Source organism: Alphaproteobacteria bacterium (genome assembly GCA_020638555.1).
In the GTDB taxonomy this organism is placed as follows: Bacteria; Pseudomonadota; Alphaproteobacteria; order Bin95; family Bin95; genus JACKII01.
Genome location: JACKII010000001.1, coordinates 293,210 through 311,801 on the forward strand (window position 1 = coordinate 293,210; position 18,592 = coordinate 311,801).

Annotated in this window: 18 protein-coding genes, 1 pseudogene and 1 riboswitch; of the genes and pseudogenes, 6 read left to right on the forward strand and 13 right to left on the reverse strand. The window is 67.4% G+C overall.

The genetic code is table 11. From position 1 onward, the window contains the following. Positions 1 to 85 precede the first annotated feature (85 nt). A complete protein-coding gene (locus tag H6844_01355; protein MCB9928053.1) occupies positions 86 to 979 on the reverse strand; it encodes an LLM class F420-dependent oxidoreductase in 894 nt (297 codons plus the stop codon). A gap of 23 nt (positions 980 to 1,002) precedes the next feature. Then, on the reverse strand, positions 1,003 to 1,788 hold the full coding sequence (locus H6844_01360; protein MCB9928054.1) for an aldolase: 786 nt from the start codon (positions 1,786 to 1,788) through the stop codon (positions 1,003 to 1,005). Positions 1,789 to 1,944: 156 nt separating this feature from the next. On the opposite strand from H6844_01360, the gene H6844_01365 reads away from it, so the two are divergent. Continuing rightward, complete coding sequence (locus tag H6844_01365; GenBank protein MCB9928055.1) at positions 1,945 to 3,051, forward strand: FliM/FliN family flagellar motor switch protein; 1,107 nt, start codon at positions 1,945 to 1,947, stop codon at positions 3,049 to 3,051. Positions 3,052 to 3,054: 3 nt separating this feature from the next. Here the strand turns inward: H6844_01365 and H6844_01370 are convergent, their stop codons facing one another. The 5 genes and pseudogenes from H6844_01370 to maiA form a co-directional block, all read right to left on the reverse strand. Next, positions 3,055 to 3,813, reverse strand: a complete 759-nt coding sequence (locus tag H6844_01370; GenBank protein MCB9928056.1) for an aspartate/glutamate racemase family protein — start codon at positions 3,811 to 3,813, stop codon at positions 3,055 to 3,057. Beyond that, the gene (locus H6844_01375) at positions 3,813 to 4,658 is read right to left on the reverse strand and encodes an LLM class F420-dependent oxidoreductase (GenBank protein ID MCB9928057.1); all 846 of its coding nucleotides are present in this window, start codon (positions 4,656 to 4,658) and stop codon (positions 3,813 to 3,815) included. Before H6844_01375 ends, H6844_01370 begins: the two co-directional genes overlap by 1 nt. A gap of 76 nt (positions 4,659 to 4,734) precedes the next feature. After that, positions 4,735 to 5,349 (reverse strand): 2-hydroxychromene-2-carboxylate isomerase, encoded by a 615-nt coding sequence (locus H6844_01380; protein ID MCB9928058.1) that lies wholly within the window; start codon positions 5,347 to 5,349, stop codon positions 4,735 to 4,737. Between the two features lie 44 nt (positions 5,350 to 5,393). After that, positions 5,394 to 6,159 (reverse strand): annotated as a pseudogene (locus H6844_01385) (SDR family oxidoreductase). A 111-nt stretch (positions 6,160 to 6,270) separates the two neighbouring features. Beyond that, positions 6,271 to 6,951, reverse strand: coding sequence for a maleylacetoacetate isomerase (gene maiA / locus H6844_01390; protein ID MCB9928059.1), 681 nt, complete (start codon positions 6,949 to 6,951; stop codon positions 6,271 to 6,273). A 155-nt stretch (positions 6,952 to 7,106) separates the two neighbouring features. On the opposite strand from maiA, the gene H6844_01395 reads away from it, so the two are divergent. Continuing rightward, the gene (locus H6844_01395) at positions 7,107 to 8,048 is read left to right on the forward strand and encodes an NADP-dependent oxidoreductase (protein ID MCB9928060.1); all 942 of its coding nucleotides are present in this window, start codon (positions 7,107 to 7,109) and stop codon (positions 8,046 to 8,048) included. Positions 8,049 to 8,063: 15 nt separating this feature from the next. On the opposite strand, the gene H6844_01400 is transcribed toward H6844_01395, so the two are convergent. The 5 genes from H6844_01400 to H6844_01420 all read right to left on the reverse strand — a co-directional run bounded on the left by H6844_01400 (position 8,064) and on the right by H6844_01420 (position 12,486). Beyond that, complete coding sequence (locus tag H6844_01400; protein MCB9928061.1) at positions 8,064 to 9,272, reverse strand: MFS transporter; 1,209 nt, start codon at positions 9,270 to 9,272, stop codon at positions 8,064 to 8,066. Then, positions 9,269 to 9,712: a manganese-binding transcriptional regulator MntR gene (gene mntR, locus H6844_01405; GenBank protein MCB9928062.1), complete on the reverse strand. Its 444-nt coding sequence runs from the start codon at positions 9,710 to 9,712 to the stop codon at positions 9,269 to 9,271. The genes H6844_01400 and mntR overlap by 4 nt, the downstream gene beginning before the upstream one ends. A 137-nt stretch (positions 9,713 to 9,849) precedes the next feature. Further along, complete coding sequence (locus H6844_01410) at positions 9,850 to 10,815, reverse strand: complex I NDUFA9 subunit family protein (GenBank protein MCB9928063.1); 966 nt, start codon at positions 10,813 to 10,815, stop codon at positions 9,850 to 9,852. A 115-nt stretch (positions 10,816 to 10,930) separates the two neighbouring features. Continuing rightward, positions 10,931 to 11,629 carry a hypothetical protein gene (locus tag H6844_01415; protein MCB9928064.1) on the reverse strand — a complete coding sequence of 233 codons (699 nt, stop codon included), beginning with the start codon at positions 11,627 to 11,629 and terminating at the stop codon, positions 10,931 to 10,933. Positions 11,630 to 11,817: 188 nt separating this feature from the next. Further along, a complete protein-coding gene (locus H6844_01420; protein ID MCB9928065.1) occupies positions 11,818 to 12,486 on the reverse strand; it encodes a glutathione S-transferase family protein in 669 nt (222 codons plus the stop codon). A gap of 127 nt (positions 12,487 to 12,613) precedes the next feature. On the opposite strand from H6844_01420, the gene H6844_01425 reads away from it, so the two are divergent. The 3 genes from H6844_01425 (at position 12,614) to H6844_01435 (ending at position 14,610) form a co-directional block, all read left to right on the forward strand. After that, positions 12,614 to 13,435: an undecaprenyl-diphosphate phosphatase gene (locus tag H6844_01425; protein MCB9928066.1), complete on the forward strand. Its 822-nt coding sequence runs from the start codon at positions 12,614 to 12,616 to the stop codon at positions 13,433 to 13,435. 30 nt (positions 13,436 to 13,465) lie between these two features. Further along, positions 13,466 to 14,149 carry a tRNA (adenosine(37)-N6)-threonylcarbamoyltransferase complex dimerization subunit type 1 TsaB gene (tsaB, locus tag H6844_01430; protein MCB9928067.1) on the forward strand — a complete coding sequence of 228 codons (684 nt, stop codon included), beginning with the start codon at positions 13,466 to 13,468 and terminating at the stop codon, positions 14,147 to 14,149. 80 nt (positions 14,150 to 14,229) lie between these two features. Then, positions 14,230 to 14,610 (forward strand): GNAT family N-acetyltransferase, encoded by a 381-nt coding sequence (locus H6844_01435; GenBank protein MCB9928068.1) that lies wholly within the window; start codon positions 14,230 to 14,232, stop codon positions 14,608 to 14,610. A gap of 3 nt (positions 14,611 to 14,613) precedes the next feature. Here H6844_01435 and H6844_01440 read toward each other — a convergent pair whose 3' ends face one another. After that, the gene (locus tag H6844_01440; GenBank protein ID MCB9928069.1) at positions 14,614 to 16,155 is read right to left on the reverse strand and encodes a long-chain-fatty-acid--CoA ligase; all 1,542 of its coding nucleotides are present in this window, start codon (positions 16,153 to 16,155) and stop codon (positions 14,614 to 14,616) included. 125 nt (positions 16,156 to 16,280) lie between these two features. Next, positions 16,281 to 16,483, forward strand: a riboswitch (cobalamin riboswitch). 190 nt (positions 16,484 to 16,673) lie between these two features. On the opposite strand from H6844_01440, the gene H6844_01445 reads away from it, so the two are divergent. Next, on the forward strand, positions 16,674 to 18,590 hold the full coding sequence (locus H6844_01445; protein ID MCB9928070.1) for a TonB-dependent receptor: 1,917 nt from the start codon (positions 16,674 to 16,676) through the stop codon (positions 18,588 to 18,590). Positions 18,591 to 18,592: the final 2 nt, after the last annotated feature.

Below are 18,592 nucleotides of genomic sequence, written 5' to 3' on the forward strand. Positions count from 1 at the left end.
CGTTCCGGTTCGCTCACTGGACATATGGCGCGAACGATCCGGCCGCGAAAGCCAACACGGCGGTATGACGACGACGTGGCGCGCCTCAGAACAGGTCGGCGACAGCCTCGTGATAGCGGACCATGGCTTGCAGATGGGCCGCGACGGTGCGGCCTTCGATACGGGTGAACTCGTTGCGGGAATAGGCGTTGTGCAGGGTGAAGTGCGAGACGCCGGCGTCCTGCCAGAATTTGATGGTGTGCCGCCAGTCCGCTGGTGTTCCGGCACCAGCGGAAAGCCGGACGGACAGGCCGGGCTCGCCGCTGCGTCCGGCCTTCGCCCATGCAGCCCGCAGCGTGTCGAAGTCGCGGAGGGCGTCGTCGCCCGGCGGATGGTTCAGATACATCCAACCGTCGCCATAGCGGGCGAGGCGCCGGATCGTCTGTGGCGCGTGCCCGCCGAACCAGAGCGGCACCTTGCCGGACGGCGGGCGCGGGTTGATGCCGGCATCCTGGATATCGTGCCATTCGCCCTTGAAGGTGACGTGATCGTCGGCCCAGAGCGCTTGCATCACCCGCACCTGCTCCTCCGACCGCCGGCCGCGGTTGGCAAAGTCCATGCCGAGGCCGACGAACTCCACCGGGTTCCAGCCGATGCCGACGCCGAAGCGGAAGCGCTCGCCGCAAAGGGTGGCGAGCGAGGCCGCCTGCTTGGCCACCAGCACCGCCTGGCGCTGGGCCAGGATCATCACCTCGGTGGAAAACCCGACCTTGGGGCAGACGCCGGCCAGAAAGCCCAGCAACACGAACGCATCGACGAACGTGTCCGCCGAGGTGTTCATCTGCCCCCAGTCGGGCCGGCTGGCGGCGTTCACACCCAGCACGTGATCCGGGCAGGCCAGATAGGAGAAGCCGAGCCCTTCCGCGGTCTGCGCCAATGTCTTGACGTCGACGGGGTTGCCGCCGGTGTCGGCGAGCGGCAGGGCATAGCCGAGGGGCATGGGGCCGGTCCTCCCGCCGCGGGCTAGCGCTTGATCGAGCGCAGGAAGCCGGAGCGGGCCTTGGCGGCCTGCATCATCCAGCCCAGATCCTGGCCGCTGAGAATGAGCTGGGCGCCCTTCTGGATGTATTTGCTCGCCAGTTCTTCGTCATAGACGCCGCCCATGCCGAGGAATTTGCCGTTGTTGCGGCAGGCGGCGGCCGCGGTGTCATAGGCGTTGGCGACATTCTCGTGACCGTACTGGCCGTGAATGCCCATCTCGGCGCAGAGGTCGTTGGTGCCGATCAGCAGGCAGTCGATGCCGGGAACGGCGGCGATGGCGTCGGCATTGGCGATGGCCGTCGGCGTCTCCAGCATCACCGTGACCAGCAAGTTGTCGTTGATGGTCTTGGCCATGTCGGCAATCGGCATGCTCTGATAGCCGAGCAGCGGCTGCGTGCCGGAGATCGAGCGGTGACCCAGCGGCGGGAACAGCGCCTGGTCGGCGACGCGCTTGGCTTCTTCGACCGTGTCCACATGCGGCACGACAATGCCCTGGGCGCCGCCGTCCAGCGGGCGCGAGGTCTGGAAGCGTTCGTGCGCGCTGGCCCGCGGGATCGGCGTGATGCCGGCATCGAGGGCGGCGAGCGAGATGTTCACCGCCATGTCGATGGTCATGGTGTTGTGTTCCAGGTCGATGAACAGCCAGTCATAGCCGCAAACCTTGGCGATCTTGGCGATATCGACGCTGCGGGCCTGGCGCACGCCGAAGCCGAGCGCCAGTTCGCCGGCGCGCAGCTTGTCCTTGGCAATGTTCGGAATGATGCTCATCGCGCAGAGGTCTCCCATGGGGCGTTTCGTTGCCGCGAAGCTTAGCGGATCGCGTCCTTGCCGCAAGGCCGGCATTAAGCGGGCCTTCACCGCCATCGATCAGATTGTGCGGGTGGAGTTGTCGCTCCCGTCGTCTTTTCGGACAGATCCGGAGCCATGGAATTGACCGCCGCGTCGCGCCCATCCCCCGCCCATCCGCCACACGGCAACACGCTGCGGGGCAAGCTGGACAAGACCACGGACCGGTTCGACCGGTACCCGTTGCTGGACGTGGTGTGCGGGCAGTTCGTCCGGTTGCTGTCGCAGCGCTTGACGATCCTGTACGGGGCGCCGGTGGCCGCCTATCCGACGCACAAGGACATCAAGCGCTTCGGTGCCGTTCTCGAGACCGTGACCCATCCGGCCCTGTATTGCGTGTTCGCGGCGACGCCCTGGCCGGAAAGCGGGCTGGTGGTGATCGACGGCGGCATTGCGGAGGCCAATCTGGAATTTCTGCTGGGGGCCGACGAAGACGCGGGGTTCGAGCCGGAATGGCGGGTCGCGACCCGGTTGGATCGGGTGCTGGCGTCGCGGATGGTCGATGCGGCCCTGGGTGAGTTGGCGCTCGCCTTCACGGCGGCGCGCGCCGAAATCGGTACGGTTTCCCTGGTGTGTTCGCGGGTCGAGACCGCGCCCCAGTTTGCCGCCATCGCCGCCGACCAGTCACTGGCGCTGGCCCTGGGCCTGCACCTGGAAATCGGCGAGGCCAACCGCAGCGGCCAAATGGACGTCGTCCTTCCCATGGCGATGCTGGAGCCGATCCGACGCTATTTGAGCGATGTCTATCGCGGCGAACGGACCGGACAGGATCGCGAATGGGCACGCCACCTCACCGGTGCGGTGATGGACACCCGGCTGGCGGCCGACGTCGAACTGGAACGGCTGTCCGTTCCGTTCGAACGGGTGATGTCGTGGCAGGTGGGCGACGTGCTGCCGCTGTCCTCCGATGCCGATACCTTGCTGGAAATCCGCGTTCCGGACACGGCCGGCCGTACCACCCTCTTGCGCGGATCGCTGGGCGCGATGCGCGGCCACAAGGCGATCAAGCTGGTCTCGGACGACGCGGCGGAGTTTGCCGCACCGATCGGCCGGCTGGCCCGAAGCCTGGGCGTGCCGGTGCCTGCCCCGCCGAACGAGCCGCCGCCAGCGCTTTCGGGCGCCGTGCCCGACGGCGGCCTGGACGACGAAGCGGCCTTCGGTCTGGCCACGCCCGGGGCGGACTGAGTCTCAGCCGGCGACGGCCAGGCGGCAGGGCCAGGGCAGGGGCTCGCGCACACCCAGCCGCTGCAATGTGTGCCACGCGCTTGCCAGGTTGGAGGTGATGACGGGCTTGCCGCAATCCCGCTCCAGCGCTTCGACCACCGGCAGGCTGGCCATGGCGGTGCAGGACAGGAACAGCACGTCCGCGTCCGGGCGGTCCGCCGCTCGGCCCAGGCGATAGCAGACCTCCGGCGGGATGCGGTTGATGGCCCGCCGTTCACGCTCGGTCTCACCCATGTCGAGGCCGAGGGCGGCCGTGACCGCGAAGCCCTCCGCTTCCAACCATGCCACCTCGCCGTCGGTGATGAACCGGCGATAGGGGGTTGCCAGCGCCACGCGCTGCGCACCCAGCGCCCGCAGTGCGGCCAGGACACAGGCGGCCGTGGTCGTCGCCGGTGTGCCGGCGATGGCTTCCAGGCGGGCCACCAACCGCTCGCCATCGGTCATGAAACTGCCGGACGTGCAGCCGTAAAGGATCAGGTCGACCTCGGCGCTGGCCAGATCTTCGGCGGCGGTTTCGGTTCCCGCCGCCATCGCGTCCAGGCTGGCCTGGCTGGGCACGCCGCGCACCGGCGTGCGGGCGCCGTGATAGGTGACTCCGACCGGCGCCAGTTTGGCCAGTTCCGGCTCCATGACCGAGTTGGCGGAGGGCAGGATCACTCCGACCGTCCCAAGCCAGCCATAGGGCCGATATTGGCCGAGCGCTTTCAGCGGATCGGCAGCCATCAGGCGACCTGGGGCAGGAACCCGGCCAGATGGTCCATCGCCTTCAGCGCATCGTCCAGGCGCCGCGGCGTCACCAGGACCGTGCGCTTCACCCCCATGTCGCGATAGGCCTTCAGCGCGTCCAGGTCAGCACCCTGGAAGGCGAACACCGAGATTTCGATGGTGTCGGGGTTGCGGCCATGGGCAGTAGCGCGGCGGCGCACGTCGGCGATGTGATCCGGCAGGTCCTGGATCAGCACGTCGATGGGAATCCATCCGTCGCAATAGCGCGCCACCCGCTCCCGCCCCTTTTCGGTCGCGCCGCCATAGATGACGGGCGGGCCGCCGGCCTGGGCCGGCTTCGGGTAGGAGATGATGCGCTCGAACCGGACCATGTCGCCGTCATAGGAGGCCTCTTCCTCGCGCCAGATGCGCTTCATCGCCTCGACGCTTTCGCGCAGATACTTCCAGCGCCGGGGGAAGGGCACGCCGTGGTTCTCGCACTCCTCGCGGTTCCAGCCGCCGCCGACGCCCAGCAGCACGCGCCCGCCCGAGAGATGATCCAGCGTCGCCACGGTCTTGGCGAGCGCGATCGGATGGTGCTGCGCCACCAGACAGACGCCTGTGCCGAGCTTGATGGTCTTGGTGACGGCCGCCGCCGCCATCAGCGACACGAACGGGTCGGCCATGTGGTAGTAGGGTTTCGGCAACGGGCCGGGGCCGGGATAAGGGGTCTGGCGCGAGGCGGGGATGTGGGTGTGCTCCCCGACCCAGAAGCTCTCGAAGCCCCGCTCTTCCGCCGCCCGGGCCAGATCGTCCGGGCGGGCGCCGTATTCGACATTGTAGGTGAACAGGCCCAGTTGCATGGCGCGGCAGATCCTTTTGATCGCTCAAGAATGGGGGAGCGGACCGCCAGGGTCGCGTCCCCCCCCCCCCTTTGGGTCAGGCGGCTGTTTTCTTGCCTTTCAGCGCCCACTCGACCAGTTCCATCTGGTCGTTGCCGAAATACATGTCGTCGCCATTGACGAACAGGGTCGGCGAGCCGTAGCCGCCGCGTTCGATCAGTTCGTCGGTGGTGTTGAACAGGCGCTGCTTGATCTCGTCGGTGGCGATCTTGGCGAAGAAGTCATCCGGGTCCATGCCGGCCTTCGTCACCACGGCCCGCAACTCGTCTTCCTTCGAGATGTCCTTGTCGTCGCGCCAATAGGCTTCGAAACAGGCGCGGGCATAGTCGACGATCTTGCCCTGGTCGATGGCGACGAACGCGCCGCGCAGCGCCTTGACGCTGTTCAGCGGGAACACGCTCGGCCGGATCAGGGTGAGGCCCTGATAGGCGGCCCAGTCTTCCATGCTCTTGCGGTAATGCGCGTCTTTCACCGGAACCGGGTTTTCGCGGCGCTGATAGACCGACGGGTTGACCTTGTTGAACACGCCACCGACCAGGAAGGGCTTCCAGACCAGTTCCGCGCCGGTGCGGGCGGCGACGCCTTCGATGCGCTCGAAGGCCAGATAGGTCCAGGGGCTCGAGACGTCGAAAAAGAATTCGAGAGTGGGCATGGGGAGAAACTCCAGATGCGGTAGGAAATGCGGTGGCGGAAACGTTACCGTGAGGACGCGCCGCCGTCGATGTTGATCACCGTGCCGGTGATATGGCTGGCCCGGTCGCTGGCCAGATAGACCACCAGGTCGGCGATCTCCTCCGGCTTGCCGGGGGGGCGGGTCCTTCTGGACCATTTCCTGCCACCGGCTTTCGTCGCCCAGCCGGTCCTTGGCCCAGCCCTTGCACATGGTGATCATGCGCTCGGTCACCACCAGCCCGGGATTGCAGCCGACCACGCGGATGCCGTCGTCGACGGAGCGGCCGCCCATGGCGCGGGTGAAATGCATCAGACCGGCATTGCCGGTCGAGCCGGCGATATAGGCGAAATTGGGGGAAAAGCCGGCCATGCCCAGCACGTTGACGATGACGCCGCCGCCCTTGGCTTTCAGCATTGGATAGACGGCGCGGGTCAGGTTGATATAGCCGAACACTTTCAGGTTCCAGGCCTCGCGCCAGATCGCTTCGTCGACGTCCTGCAGGCTGCCGGGCGGGATGGCGCCGGCATTGTTGACCAGGATATCGATGGCGCCGCAATCCGCCGCCAGCCGTTCGGAATTGCCTCGCACCGCGATATCGATCGGATGGACCGAGACATTCACCTGATGGGCCGAGCGGATCTCGTCCGCGGCCTGGAGCAGGTCCGCCTCGGTGCGGGAGGCGAGATGCAGGTGGCAGCCCTCCGCCGCCAGACCCTTGGCACAGGCAAGCCCGATGCCTTTGGAAGCGCCGGTCACGAGCACAGTTTTTCCGGCCAGATGCAAGTCCATGGCGCGCCGTTCCTCGATTGATTGGTCGTTGGCAACCAGACTAGCGGATGGCGCCGCGGCGCGGCAAACGGATCGTGCGAGACGGATACCGCCGGGCGGTCGCGAACCGGGTCAGACCAGCCCTTCGCCGGCATTGATGTCGGGTTCGGTCCATTCGCCCGGGAAATCCGGCTGGTTCCGCGGCTCGGCGGCGATGAAGGCGGGCAGCGCAGCGCAGCGCTCGAAAATGCCGGCGATCAGCGGGAAGGGCGTCATGTCGACCTTGAAGCGGCTGATGCCCTTGCGGACCTGGGGGACTAGATGCAGGTCGGCCCAGCCCGGCGTTTCGCTGAAGCAGAAGGCCCAGGGTTCTTCGCGGCGACGCAGATGCTCCTCCAGGGTGCGGAAGCCGACGTCGAACCAGTGTCGCTGCCAGAGGGCGATGCCGGCCTCGTCCACCCCCAGCTGGTTGTGCAGGAAACGGCGCACGCGGATGACGTCGATGGCGTGCATTTCCGAGGTGATGTGCTGGCCGAAGGCGCGGGCTTGGCCGCGCCGGACCGGGTCGTCCGGCAGCAAGGGCGGCGTCGGATAGGTTTCTTCCAGAAACTCCAGGATGGCGGTCGCCTGGGCGAAGGTGCGGCCCTCCACCTCTAGGGCGGGCATCAGCCCTTGCGGGTTCAATTGCTTGTAGGCGTCGTAGCCGATGGCGCGCACGGACACGTATTCATAGGGGATGCCCTTCAGTGCCAGGGCGATCCGCACCCGCTCGCCGGCGGAATTGACGAAATTCGAATAGAGTTTGAGCGTCATGGCGCGCGGCCTCCCGGTTGGTCCTCCGATGTTTCCACCGGTCGCCGGCTTTGTCGACCGTCTCCTGGCCGTGGGAGGCCATGAAAATCGGGGTCGAGACCGATCCGGCTTCGCCCTATCCTGGACGCCCACAGCGAGGGAAAAGGAAGCAAGTCATGCGCGCAGTCGGTCTGATGGTCCATGGCGGGCCCGAAGTGCTCCAGGTGGTCGACGTTCCGGAAGTCCACGCCGGGCCGGGACAGGTCCGCATCCGCGTGCAGGCGGCGGCGGTCAACCCGACCGACACCATGGCGCGCAATGGCTCACGGGCCGAGCACCAGAAAAAGGATCCGCCGCCCTATGTGCCCGGCATGGACGCGGCCGGTGTCGTCGACGAGGTGGGCGAAGGGGTCTCCACCGGCGTAAAGGTCGGCGACCCCGTCATGGCCATGATTGTGCCGGACGGCGCACATGGGGCCTATCGCGAGCAGATTGTGCTCGACCAGCGGGCCGTTGTGCCGGTGCCGCGGGGCGTCGGCCCGGTCGAGGCCTGCACCCTGCCGATGAACGGCCTCACCGCCCGGCTGTCCCTGGACCTGTTGCAACTCCGGCCGGGGCAGGTTCTGGCCGTCACCGGCGGCCCGGGCGCTTATGGCGGGTATGTGATCCAACTGGCCAAGTGCGAGGGGCTGACCGTCATCGCCGACGCGGCGCCGAAGGATGAGGCCTTGCTGAAATCCCTGGGTGCCGACATCGTCGTTCCCCGCGGCGACCGGTTCGCGGACGCGGTCCGCCGGCATTTTCCCAGCGGAGTCGACGGGCTGGCCGACGGCGCCCTGCTGAACGAGGCGGCGATCCCGGCGGTGAAGGACGGTGGCGCGTTTACGGCCATTCGCGGCTTCAAGCCGGCCGAGCCGGTCCGCGGCATTCGCTTCACGCAGACCTGGGTGCGCACTTATGACGGCGAATACGAAAAGCTCGACCGTCTCCGCGCCCTGGTGGAGGAAGGCAAGCTGACCCTGCGGGTCGCCGGCACGGTGACACCGGAGCAGGCCCCGAAAGCCCACGCCGCGCTGGAAGCCGGCGGCAGCCGGGGCCGCTGGGTGATCCGCTTCTGACGCGCGGGCCGTCCGTTATCGCAACGTCGTCAGCGGGCGGAGCCGGGGACGGGTTCCGCCGAACAGCCAGAGGCCGGCAATGGCTGCGGGCAGGCCGCACACGGTAAACGCCACCAGATAGCTGTCGCTGACGACGACCAGCAGGCTGAAGGCGCTCGGTAGCAGGATCTGGCCCAGATTGCCGAAGGCGAGCACGCCGCCAGTCAGGCTGCCGACCTGACCCTCCGGTGCGAGGCGGGCGGTTTCCGCCAGCAGAACGCCATGCCAGCTCACCGCGGTCGCGGAGCAGGCCAGCACGACGCCGACAATGCCGGCCATGGGCCAGGTACTGTCGATCAGGCCCATGCAGGCCACGGCGACGAACATGGCGAGGCCGAACCCGGCCAGCATGCGGTTGGCGGGCAGCCAGCCGCTGGCGACCCAGCCCCAGACGATGCGCGCGGGAATGGCGATGGTCATGGCGAGCCCGAACACGCCGCCCGCGGTCGCGACCGACTGCCCCACCACCTCGACCAGATAGGTGACGGTGAAGGTGGTGAACACCGCCTGAAGGCCGATGAAGGAAAACCCGGCCGCCGCCAGCGGGCGCAGGTCGGGCGCGGAGAGGACCATGCGCAGCGTGCCGAACGCATCGGTCCAGGCCAGTTTCTGGCTGGGGATGCGGTCGGCATCGAAGCGGGCGCGGATCGGCTGCAGCAGCAGCGCCAGCAGGCAACAGCCGGCGGCAGCGGTCAGGGCGGCGGCGGGCCAGCCATGGGCGGCGGCGATGTGCGGTAGGGTGAGGCCGGTCAGCATCACGCCGACCGGAACTCCGGTTTGCTTGATAGAGAACACCACCGGCGCGTATTTCGGTGGCGCGTGCTTGGCCAGGATGTGACTGGACGCGGGCGTGGCGACGGTCGCCCCCAGGCCCAGCAATGCCGCCGACAGCAGCATGGTCGGCAGCAGGCCCAGGCTGAGCACAGCCAGACCGCTGCCGACCAGCAGCAGCGTGAGCTGGCTCATGCGCAAGGCGCCATAGCGGCGGATGAAATTGCCGCAGGACAGCGTCGCGAACAGGCCGAACGCAGCCGTGACGCTGACGAAGACGCCGATATAGGCGGGGTCCAGGTGCAGGTCGTCGGCGACCAGGGGGCCCAACACCGGCAGCGTCGTTTTGGCGACGGTGGCAAACGCCTGCTGGATCAGCATGGCGCCCAGGCCGGTGAGGAGCAGCGAGTTCAACTCTTGGCCGGCCCGTCGCGGGTGATCGCTTCCATCGCGGCCAGGGTCTCGTCCGAGACGTGATGTTCCATGCCTTCCGCATCGCTTTCGGCGGTGGCGGCGCTCACGCCGATGGCGCGCAGGAAGGCCAGCACGATGCGGTGGCGCCGGCGGGATTCGCTCGCCATCGCCTCACCCTCGTCGGTCAGGAAAATGCTGCGATAGGGGCGCGAGACCACGAGGCCGTCCCGCTGCAGGCGGGCCAGGGTTTTGTTCACGGTGGCATGGCTGACGCCGAAGCGTTCGGCCAGGTCGACGGCCCGCGCCTCGCCGTTGACCGCGATCAGGTCGCTGATCAACTCGACATAATCCTCCGCCATTTCCGTCTGATGGGCTTGGCGGATGCGGTCGAAGCTGGCGGCCTGACGGCCGGCGTCACGAAGGCGGCGAGGTTGGGGCATGCCGACGGGAAGGTCCGTTCTGTGATCGACGGTTCGGTTGTGCCGATTTCGCGCGCGCATGGCAAGCTTGGAAGCCTACCGTGCGACGCGCGTTATGGTTGTGTTTCGATGGTCGACATCGACCATCGGACCATGTTTCAGGCGTCCGCAGGGCCGGCCGTGCCGTGGGAGTCCGACGGTTGCAGGCCGCGGAAACGGCCGAGATAACGCGGTACCACCGATTCGACCGGCGTCGGCGTGATCCCCAGATCCTCCAGCCCTTTGGCACCCGTACCGACGACATTGTCGGTCGCCAGCAATTTCAACTGGTCCCGGGTCAGCGGCGGGTTGGGGAGCAGTTCGAATAGCCGGGCCTGGATCGCCGCAAACGGCGCAGGCAAGGGCAACAGCAGGCGCTTCATGCCGGTGATGGCCAGCGTGTAGGCCATGATCTCTTTCAGCGACATCACCCGCGGGCCGCCGAGCTCATAGGTCTCGCCCGCACAGGCATCGTCGCTCAGCGTGCGGCAGATGGCGTCTGCCACATCGCCCACATAGACCGGCTGCATGCGGGTCTCGCCGCCGTCGATCAGCGGCAGGATCGGCGAGAAGCGGGCGAGGTCGGCAAAGCGGTTGAAGAAATCGTCTTCCGGACCGAAGACCACGCTGGGCCGAAGGATTGTGGCGGACGGAAAAACCCTGCGGACCGCGGCCTCGCCGGCGGCCTTGCATTGCGCGTAAAAGGACTCGCTCGCGGCGTCGGCGCCGATGGCCGAGACATGGACCAGTTTGGCGGCGCCGGCCGCCGCGGCGTAGCGGGCGACGTATTCCGCGCCCTCCGTCATCACGGCATCGAACTGCTGCGCGCCGCTTTCGTGCAGGATACCGACCAGATTCACCACCCAGTCCATGCCCTCGCAGGCCGCCGCGACCGTTTCCGGATAGCGGATATTGGTGAGGACCGGGGAAATCTGGCCGACGGCGCCCATCGGCTTCAGCGTCTTCGCTGCCTCGACGTCGCGGCATGCGACGCGGACCGGGTGCCCGGCCGCCGCGAGCCGCTGTACCACATGCCGCCCGATAAAGCCGGAGCCGCCAAACACCACTACGCGCGCTAGAGCCATTGTCCGAAACCCTGTGCAAACCGACGCGCCCCGAGCGAGGCGCTTACCATATCTCTGTTTGATATGCCGCAGACCGGCGTCTGCGGCAAGGTGGGCATAGGGTCGCCTTTGGCGCCTACCGGTCGGACGAGGCGATAATCACCCGTGCCGTCATCTCCATGCGCTCCGACACCGGCTCTTGTGCGGGCGGTGCCGCGGCCGCCGCATCGTACTGTTTTTCGGCCGCCATGGTGCGCACCTGTGCGGGCAGGGGGCGGGGCATTTGGGCGCCGTCGCGGAACATCACCTCGTGCACGTGGAAACCCCGGTCGGGAAACTGGCTCGCAACGGCTTTGGCCTCGGCTGCGGCGCGCGCATAGATGGTCTGGCGGAGTTTCGCAGCCGTGGCCTCGCGCTCCTGCAGCGACGGCGAGAAATCCACCGCCAGCACCCGCACGGTGCGCCCTTTTTCGCCCGCGCTCTTGGCGCGGTCGTAAATGCCGGCCAGGGCCGATTGTGTCAGCCGCGCCTCGGCTACGACCAGCAATTGCTCGTAGCCGGTGTCGGTCTGCGCGCGGTGCGAGCCGGTGATGTGCCATTCTCCTAGGCCGACCTTGTCCAGCACCGCCGTCGGGTTGGCGGCCTTGTCCCGGCTGGCGGCGTCGGTCACCAGCGTTTTGACCTCAACGATGACCCGTGCGGTCTCGGTCTTGACCCAGGCTTCCTCGGTGACGGCCAGGACCATGCGATCCTGGACGGGCGCAGCCGTTTCGGCCAGCACGGGCGTTGTCATGGCGCTGAGCCCGATCAGGCTGGCGACAAGGATGGCTCGCATGGATGGGTCCTTTCCGTTTAGGGATCGGCGCAACGGCCGGGGAGGCGATCCGTTAGGGACTAGATAGGCTCGGGCGAATGCCTGCCAAGACCGCATCGGCCGTAATTTGATACGCCTGTGCGGTTCGCGACGGAAGAAAAGGGGCAAAGTCCTTGGCCGACAGGGCTTCGCAGATGTCCGGCACGGCCTCAGAAATCGAGGTCGGCATAATGCGCCGGCGGCAGGAAGCCAGGCAGGGAATCCGCCAGGATGGACCGGAAGGTCGGGCGCGACTTGATGCGCTGATACCACTCCTTCGCGCCCGGTGCCTCGTCCCAAGGCACCTCCCCCAGATAGTCGAGCACCGACAACTGCGCCGCTGCGGCGATATCGGCGAGGCTGTAGTCGTGACCGGCCAGCCAGTTGCGGTGGTCGGTCAACCAGTCGATATAGGCCAGATGCGTGACCAGATTCTGCCGTCCGGCCCGGATCGCTGCCGAGTTCGGCTCGCCGTCGCGCCGCAAGCGCTTCAGCAGCCGTTCGCCATGCACATAGCGGGTGACTTCGTCGTGAAACTTGCCGTCGAACCAGGCGGTGAGCCGGCGGGTCTCCGCCCGCTGGATCGGCTCCTCGCCGATCAGGCCGGGCGGATCGGAAATCTCGTCCAGATATTCGCAGATGGCGGCCGAATCGGCGATGGTGGTGCCGTCGTCTTCCATCCAGACCGGCACGGTGCCGCCCGGGCTCATGGCCAGGAATTCGGGGCGGCGCTGCCACGGCGTTTCCTGTTCGAGCGCGACCGGAATCGACTTTTCCGCCGCCAGGATCCGAACCTTGCGGCAAAAGGGAGAGAGCGGGTGGTGGTAGAGCGTTGCCATGCGGGGAATATAGCGCGCCACCGGCCGACCGCGAGAGGGAATGCGCGCTCGCGTCCGCTTGTGCGGCGATACTACCGGCTTAGAACTTGCCCACGCCTTTCGCCCGAACAGCCGGACCTGTAAGCCCATGTCGCTATCCGCCGTTGTTTTGCTGGCCCTCGTTCAGGGCATCACCGAGTTTTTGCCCATCAGTTCGTCGGCGCACCTGATCCTGGTGCGCGTGTTCGGCGCCGAGGAGGGGATGGCGACCATGGGTGCGAACGCCGGCGCCGACCTGGTGTTCGATGTCGCACTGCATGTCGGCACCCTGTTGGCGGTCATGCTGTATGCCCGGCGCGACCTTTGGCTGATCGTGCGCGGCGTGATCGGCGGCCTGGGCGGCAAGCGCGGCGAAGGCTGGCATCTGGGCTGGCAACTGGTGCTGGCCACGATCCCCGTGGTGGTGGTCGGCTTCCTCGCCAAGGACCTGATCACCGACTCGGCGCGGTATGTCGGCTTGATCGCCTGGACGACGCTGATCTTCGGGATCGTGCTCTGGCTGGCGGATCGGGTGAGCGACCGGCTGCATCTCTCGCACCTGGGTTATGGGCGCTCGCTCGCGATCGGCGTTGCGCAGACCCTGGCCCTTGTGCCCGGTGTGAGCCGGTCCGGCATCTGCATGACCATGGGCCGTTTCGTGGGGCTCAACCGGGTGGATGCGGCGCGGTTCTCGTTGCTGCTCTCGATCCCGACCATTATCGGCGCCGCCGTCCTGGCCGGGGTGGATCTCTACCGGTCCGGCAATGTGCAACTCGAATACGACGCGCTGGTGGGGATGGTCCTGTCCTTTGTCAGCGCCTGGGTGGCCATCCTGCTGATGATGCGCTGGCTGGCGCGCGCGAGTTTTTTGCCCTTCGTGCTCTACCGCATCGCCCTCGGTCTGGTGTTGCTCGCGATTGCCTACGCTTGACCCGGCGATTGTGCTAGGCCTTGCCCTGTCATGAAAATTCTCGCCTTCGATACCGCCGGACCGGCTTTGAGCGTTGCCGTCACCCATGATGCACGGGTGATTGCAGCCCTGCATCAGCCGCTGGAACGGGGGCATGCGGAATGCCTCTTGCCTGCCATCCAAGGCGTGCTGGTGGCCGCGGGCCTTCGGCTGTCGGACCTCTCTGCCATTGCGACGACGGTGGGGCCGGGCTCGTTCACCGGCCTGCGCACCGGCCTTGCCGCGGCGCAAGGTCTGTCGATCGGCGCCGGATTGCCGGTGGTCGGCGTCAGCCGGTTCGAGGCCCTGGCTGAAGCATCCGGTCGGCTGGGACATGCCCCTGTGGCGGTGGCCATGGATAGCCGGGCCCGTACCCTCTACCTCCAGGCGTTCGCGGCCGATGGGGCCGTGGCCGAGGGCTGGCCCGCCGACGGGCACAACCGCGCGCCGGACGCGATGTCAGACCTGCCCTGGCCGGACGGAGCCGCCGTGATCGGCGACGGTGCGCCGTCCGTGCTGGCAGCGGGCGCGCCGCTCCTCGATACCGACCGCCGCCAACTGCCCGCCGCCGCCGTCGCCGCCTGCGCCCGGCGGACGCTTCTGGCCGGCGGTTCCGGCCTTCCGGCGCAGCCGCTTTATCTGGCGCCGCCGCGGGCGGTGCGGCCGCGGGATGGCGGCCGGATCCGGCCGCGGTGAGCGGTGAGGACGCGCGCATGGACCTGCTGCCCCTGACCCCCGACCGTGCCGGGGAGGCCGCCCGCATCCACGCCGCGGCCATGGCCGACGGTCTGGGCGGCGAGGCCTGGACAGAGGCATCGTTTCGCGCCCTGCTGGGGGGAGACGGCTCCGTGGGCTGGATTGCCGGCGGTGCGGGTCTGGTGCTGGCCCGCGCCATTGCCGGCGAGGCGGAAATCCTGACCATCGGCGTTCACCCCGCGGCAAGGCGCCAGGGCGTGGCCCGCGGCTTGCTGGGCGCCTGCTACGCGTTGCTGCCGGCCCTGGGGGCGGAGCGGCTGGTGCTGGAGGTCGCGGTCGACAATCTGCCGGCACAGGCGCTTTATCGCAGCGAGGGGTTTGCCGTCGTCGGCCGCCGGCCCGGCTATTACAGGCGGGGCGCTGCGCGGATCGATGCACTGGTCATGGCGCGCTCGCTCTGACCGCTATTCCGGCGCCGGACCCGGGAAGCGCTGGCGCAGCTCGAATTTGAGCGCCTTGCCGGACGGATTGCGGGGGATGGCGTCGACGAACTCGACCGCTTTCGGCAGCTTGTAGCGGGCCAGCCGGCCGTCGCAATAGCGCAGCACCGACGCCTCGTCCACGTCCGGGTTGGCTCGCACGGCCACCACCAGCGGTGTCTCGCCCCAGCGCTCGCTCGGAATGCCGATGACCGCGCATTCGCGGACGTCGGGGTGTTGCAGGACGACGTTCTCGATCTCTGCCGGATAGATGTTCTCGCCGCCGGAGATGATCATGTCCTTGATCCGGTCGTGAATCGTGACGAAACCGTCCTCGTCCATGATGGCGAGGTCGCCGGTGTGCAACCAGCCATCTTTGAGCGTGGCCGCGGTCGCTTCCGGGTTTTTCCAGTACTCTTTCATGACATGGCCGCCCCGCAACAGCACCTCGCCCGGCGTGTTCGGGGGCACGTCGCGGCCGTCCGCATCGACCAGGCGCAGATCGGTGTGGAAGAAGGCCTTGCCGGTGGAGCCGATACGCTGCATCGCGTCCTGCGGGCTGATGAGGCAGCCCGGGCCGCAGCATTCGGTCAGGCCGTAGACCTGATGGATCTCGATGCCGATCTCGCGATAGCGGTCCATCAGGGCGATGGGAACCGGTGACGCCCCGCTCATGATCCAGCGCAATTGCGCGTAGGCGTCCGGCGAGGGCAATGGCACCTGCAACATGAAGCCCAGCATGGCCGGCACCGCCAGCGTGACCGTGATGCGCTCCTCGGCCGTCACCTTCCACATCAGCGCCGGGTCGAAATTCCGCATCAGCACGCTGGTGCCGCCGCCATAGACCGTCAACAACAGCGGCGCCAGCGCGCCGACATGGAACAGCGGCAGCACGATGGAAAACCGGTCGCCCTGGCGCATGTCGATGGTGGGGGTCATGGTGAGCAGCGCCCAGAACGTGGTCGCATGCGTGTGCACCACGCCCTTGGGCAGGCCGGTCGTACCGCTGGTGTACATGATGTAGAGGTCGTCGTCGCCGGTTGCGCCCGGCTCCGGCTCTGCTGCGGAGGCGTCCTCGCACAACGCCCGGTAATTCCGGGCGAACACGGCCAGGGCTTCGTCCGCCGGCACTTGCAGCCAAGTTTGCACGTCGGTTTTGCCGCCCGCATGCAGCGCTTCGGCCTGGGGTGCGAAATCCGTGTCGAAGACCAGGGTTTTCGCGCCGGCATTGTCGAGAATGTAGCAGAGTTCGTCGACGACCAGGCGCCAGTTGAGCGGCACTGCGACCGCGCCGATCTTGGCGCAGGCAAAATAGCACTCGAAGAAGGCGGAGCCGTTCATCAGCAGCAGGGCGACGCGGTCGCCGGGCCGGACGCCCTGGTCAATCAGCATGTTCGCCGCGCGGTTCGTGCGGGCGTTGATCGCGCCATAGGAGAAACGCTCGCCGGACGCCAGATCCACCAGCGCCTCCATCCGGGGATCGCGGCGGGCCCGGTTGGTCAGAACCTGGCCGATATTGACATGCATGGCGAACACCTCCCTGAGCATTGACTGTTTCCCGAAACTGTACCCCCGCGCCTGCGACAAGTCATCCGATACCGTGCCGGCGGCGGGCGGCGCCTGGACAATTGCGTTTCTCTGTCGCCCGCACTAACGTCCGCGCCAGCAACGGTTTCCCGGCTCGGTCCGGGAACGCAAGAGGGAACAGGGAGCCGGCTGTCGCCGGTGTAGCCCTGGCTGCCCCCGCAACTGTGAACGGCGAGCGTCCGCCACCGATGGCCACTGGGCAACTGGGAAGGCCGGTCGACGCGAGGACCCGTGAGCCAGGAGACCTGCCGTCGCGAGCGTCACCCATTCCCGTGGCCGGGGTGTGCCAGGGGAGCGGAGGCCCGTTTGCGGTGACGCGGGGAGTTGCGTCGCTGGTCGGGGTCGGGTGTTCGTTGCCAGCCTCTTACACCATGGACGCGGCTCCGCGCCAAATGCGGGGTGGTCGGTCTTTGCGCCGCCCCGCGTGTTGTCCGCCGAGCAAGCCAGAGGCTGTCCGCATGATCCATCGCCCCGTTCTCGCCGCCGCATTCGTCCTCGCCGCGGCGCCCCCTGTTGCCTGGTCGGCCGAAGAGCCGGTCCGCCTCGCGCCGCTGGTGGTGTCGGCCAGCGCGACTCCCGTTGCCGCCAGCGAGGTCGGCAGCGCCGTCACCGTCATCACCGCCGAGGAGATCGAGCGGCAGCAGGCGCGCAGCCTGTCCGACGTGCTGAGCCGGGTGCCCGGCGTGGCGGTGTCCCGCTCCGGCCCGACCGGCAGCCAGACGCAGGTGCGCATTCGCGGCGGCGAGGCCAACCACACGCTGGTTCTGATCGACGGCGTCGAACTCAACGACCCCAGCGGCGCCTCGGAATTCGACTTCGGCAACATGCTGGCCGCCGACATCGAACGGGTCGAGGTGCTGCGCGGCCCGCAAAGCGCGCTTTATGGCAGCGAGGCCATCGGCGGCGTCATCAGCATCACCACCAAGCGCGGCGCCGGGCCCATGAGCCTGACCCTGTCGGCGGAAGGCGGCTCGTTCGAGACCGGCCAGGTCCACGGCCGTTTCCAGGGCAGCGGCAAGGGCTATCGCTTTTCGGTCGGGGGCACCGCGTTCCGGACCGGCGGCGTCTCGGTCGCGCCCACATCCGAAGGCAATCACGAGCGCGACGGCAACGACAACAAGACGCTGGACATCAATCTGGGGTTCAACCCGCTCGACAATCTGGAAGTCACCCTGTTCGGCCGGTTGGTCGAGAGCACGATCGAGACCGACCCCCAGCCCTTCGTCGCCGGAATCATCGGCACGGTCGATGGCAATGACGAAACCGATACCCTGCAACGCACCGGGCGTGCCCAGGTGAAATACAGCCTGTTCGACGGCCACTGGGAACACATTGCCGGCATCGGCTATCACAGCGACCGCGCGAATTCCGTATCGGACAGTTCCGGTGCCTTCAGTTCGGTCGGCGAGAAGACGCGTTTCGACTATCAGTCCAACCTGTTTTTCGACACGCCGGAGTTTGCCGGCGCGAAACACACGTTGACCGTCCTGGTCGAGCGCGAGAACGACAAGCAAAAGACCGCGAGTGCCTATGGCGGCTCCGATCTCGACATCACCAATCACGGGTTGGTGGGCGAGTATCGCCTCGGCCTGTTCGACCGACTGTTCCTCTCGGGCAGCGTCCGGCACGATTTCAACGAACTGTTCGCCGACGCCACCACCTACCGCGCGACGGCGGCCTATCTGTTCCCCGCAACGGGAACCCGCCTGCACGGCAGCTTCGGCACGGGCGTGAAGAACCCGACCCTGTTCGAGCTCTATGGCTTCGGGCCGAACTTCGTTCCGAACCCGAACCTGCAGCCGGAAAAAAGCCGCGGCTTCGATATCGGCGTCGAGCAGAGCGTGTGGGACGACCGCCTGACCGTCGACCTGACCTTTTTCCGCAACCGCATCACCGACCTGATCGATGGCGCCGGCGTCACGGCCATCAACTTGCCCGGCACGACCAAGACGCAGGGCCTGGAAGTGAGCCTGACGGCGGAGCCGGTGGACGGCCTGACCCTGAACGGCCAGTACACCTACACCGACAGCCAGGACCCGAGCGGCACCCAGTTGGTGCGTCGGCCGCGCCACGTGGCCAGTCTGAACGCCGGCTACGGGTTTTTGGGCGGGCGCGCGACCATAGACCTGGGCATCGACTACAACGGCGACCAGCGGGACTACCAGTTCTCGAACTTCTTCGCCGACCGGCGCCAAGTGACGCTCGACCGCTATGTGAAGGTCAATGTCGCGGCCTCCTACAAGGTGACCGAGCGGGTCGAACTCTATGGGCGGGTCGAAAACCTGTTCGACGAGGACTACCAGAACGTGTTTGGCTTCAGCAATCCGGGGATCGGCGCCTATGCGGGTCTGAAAATCCGCATCGGCGGCGAATAGGC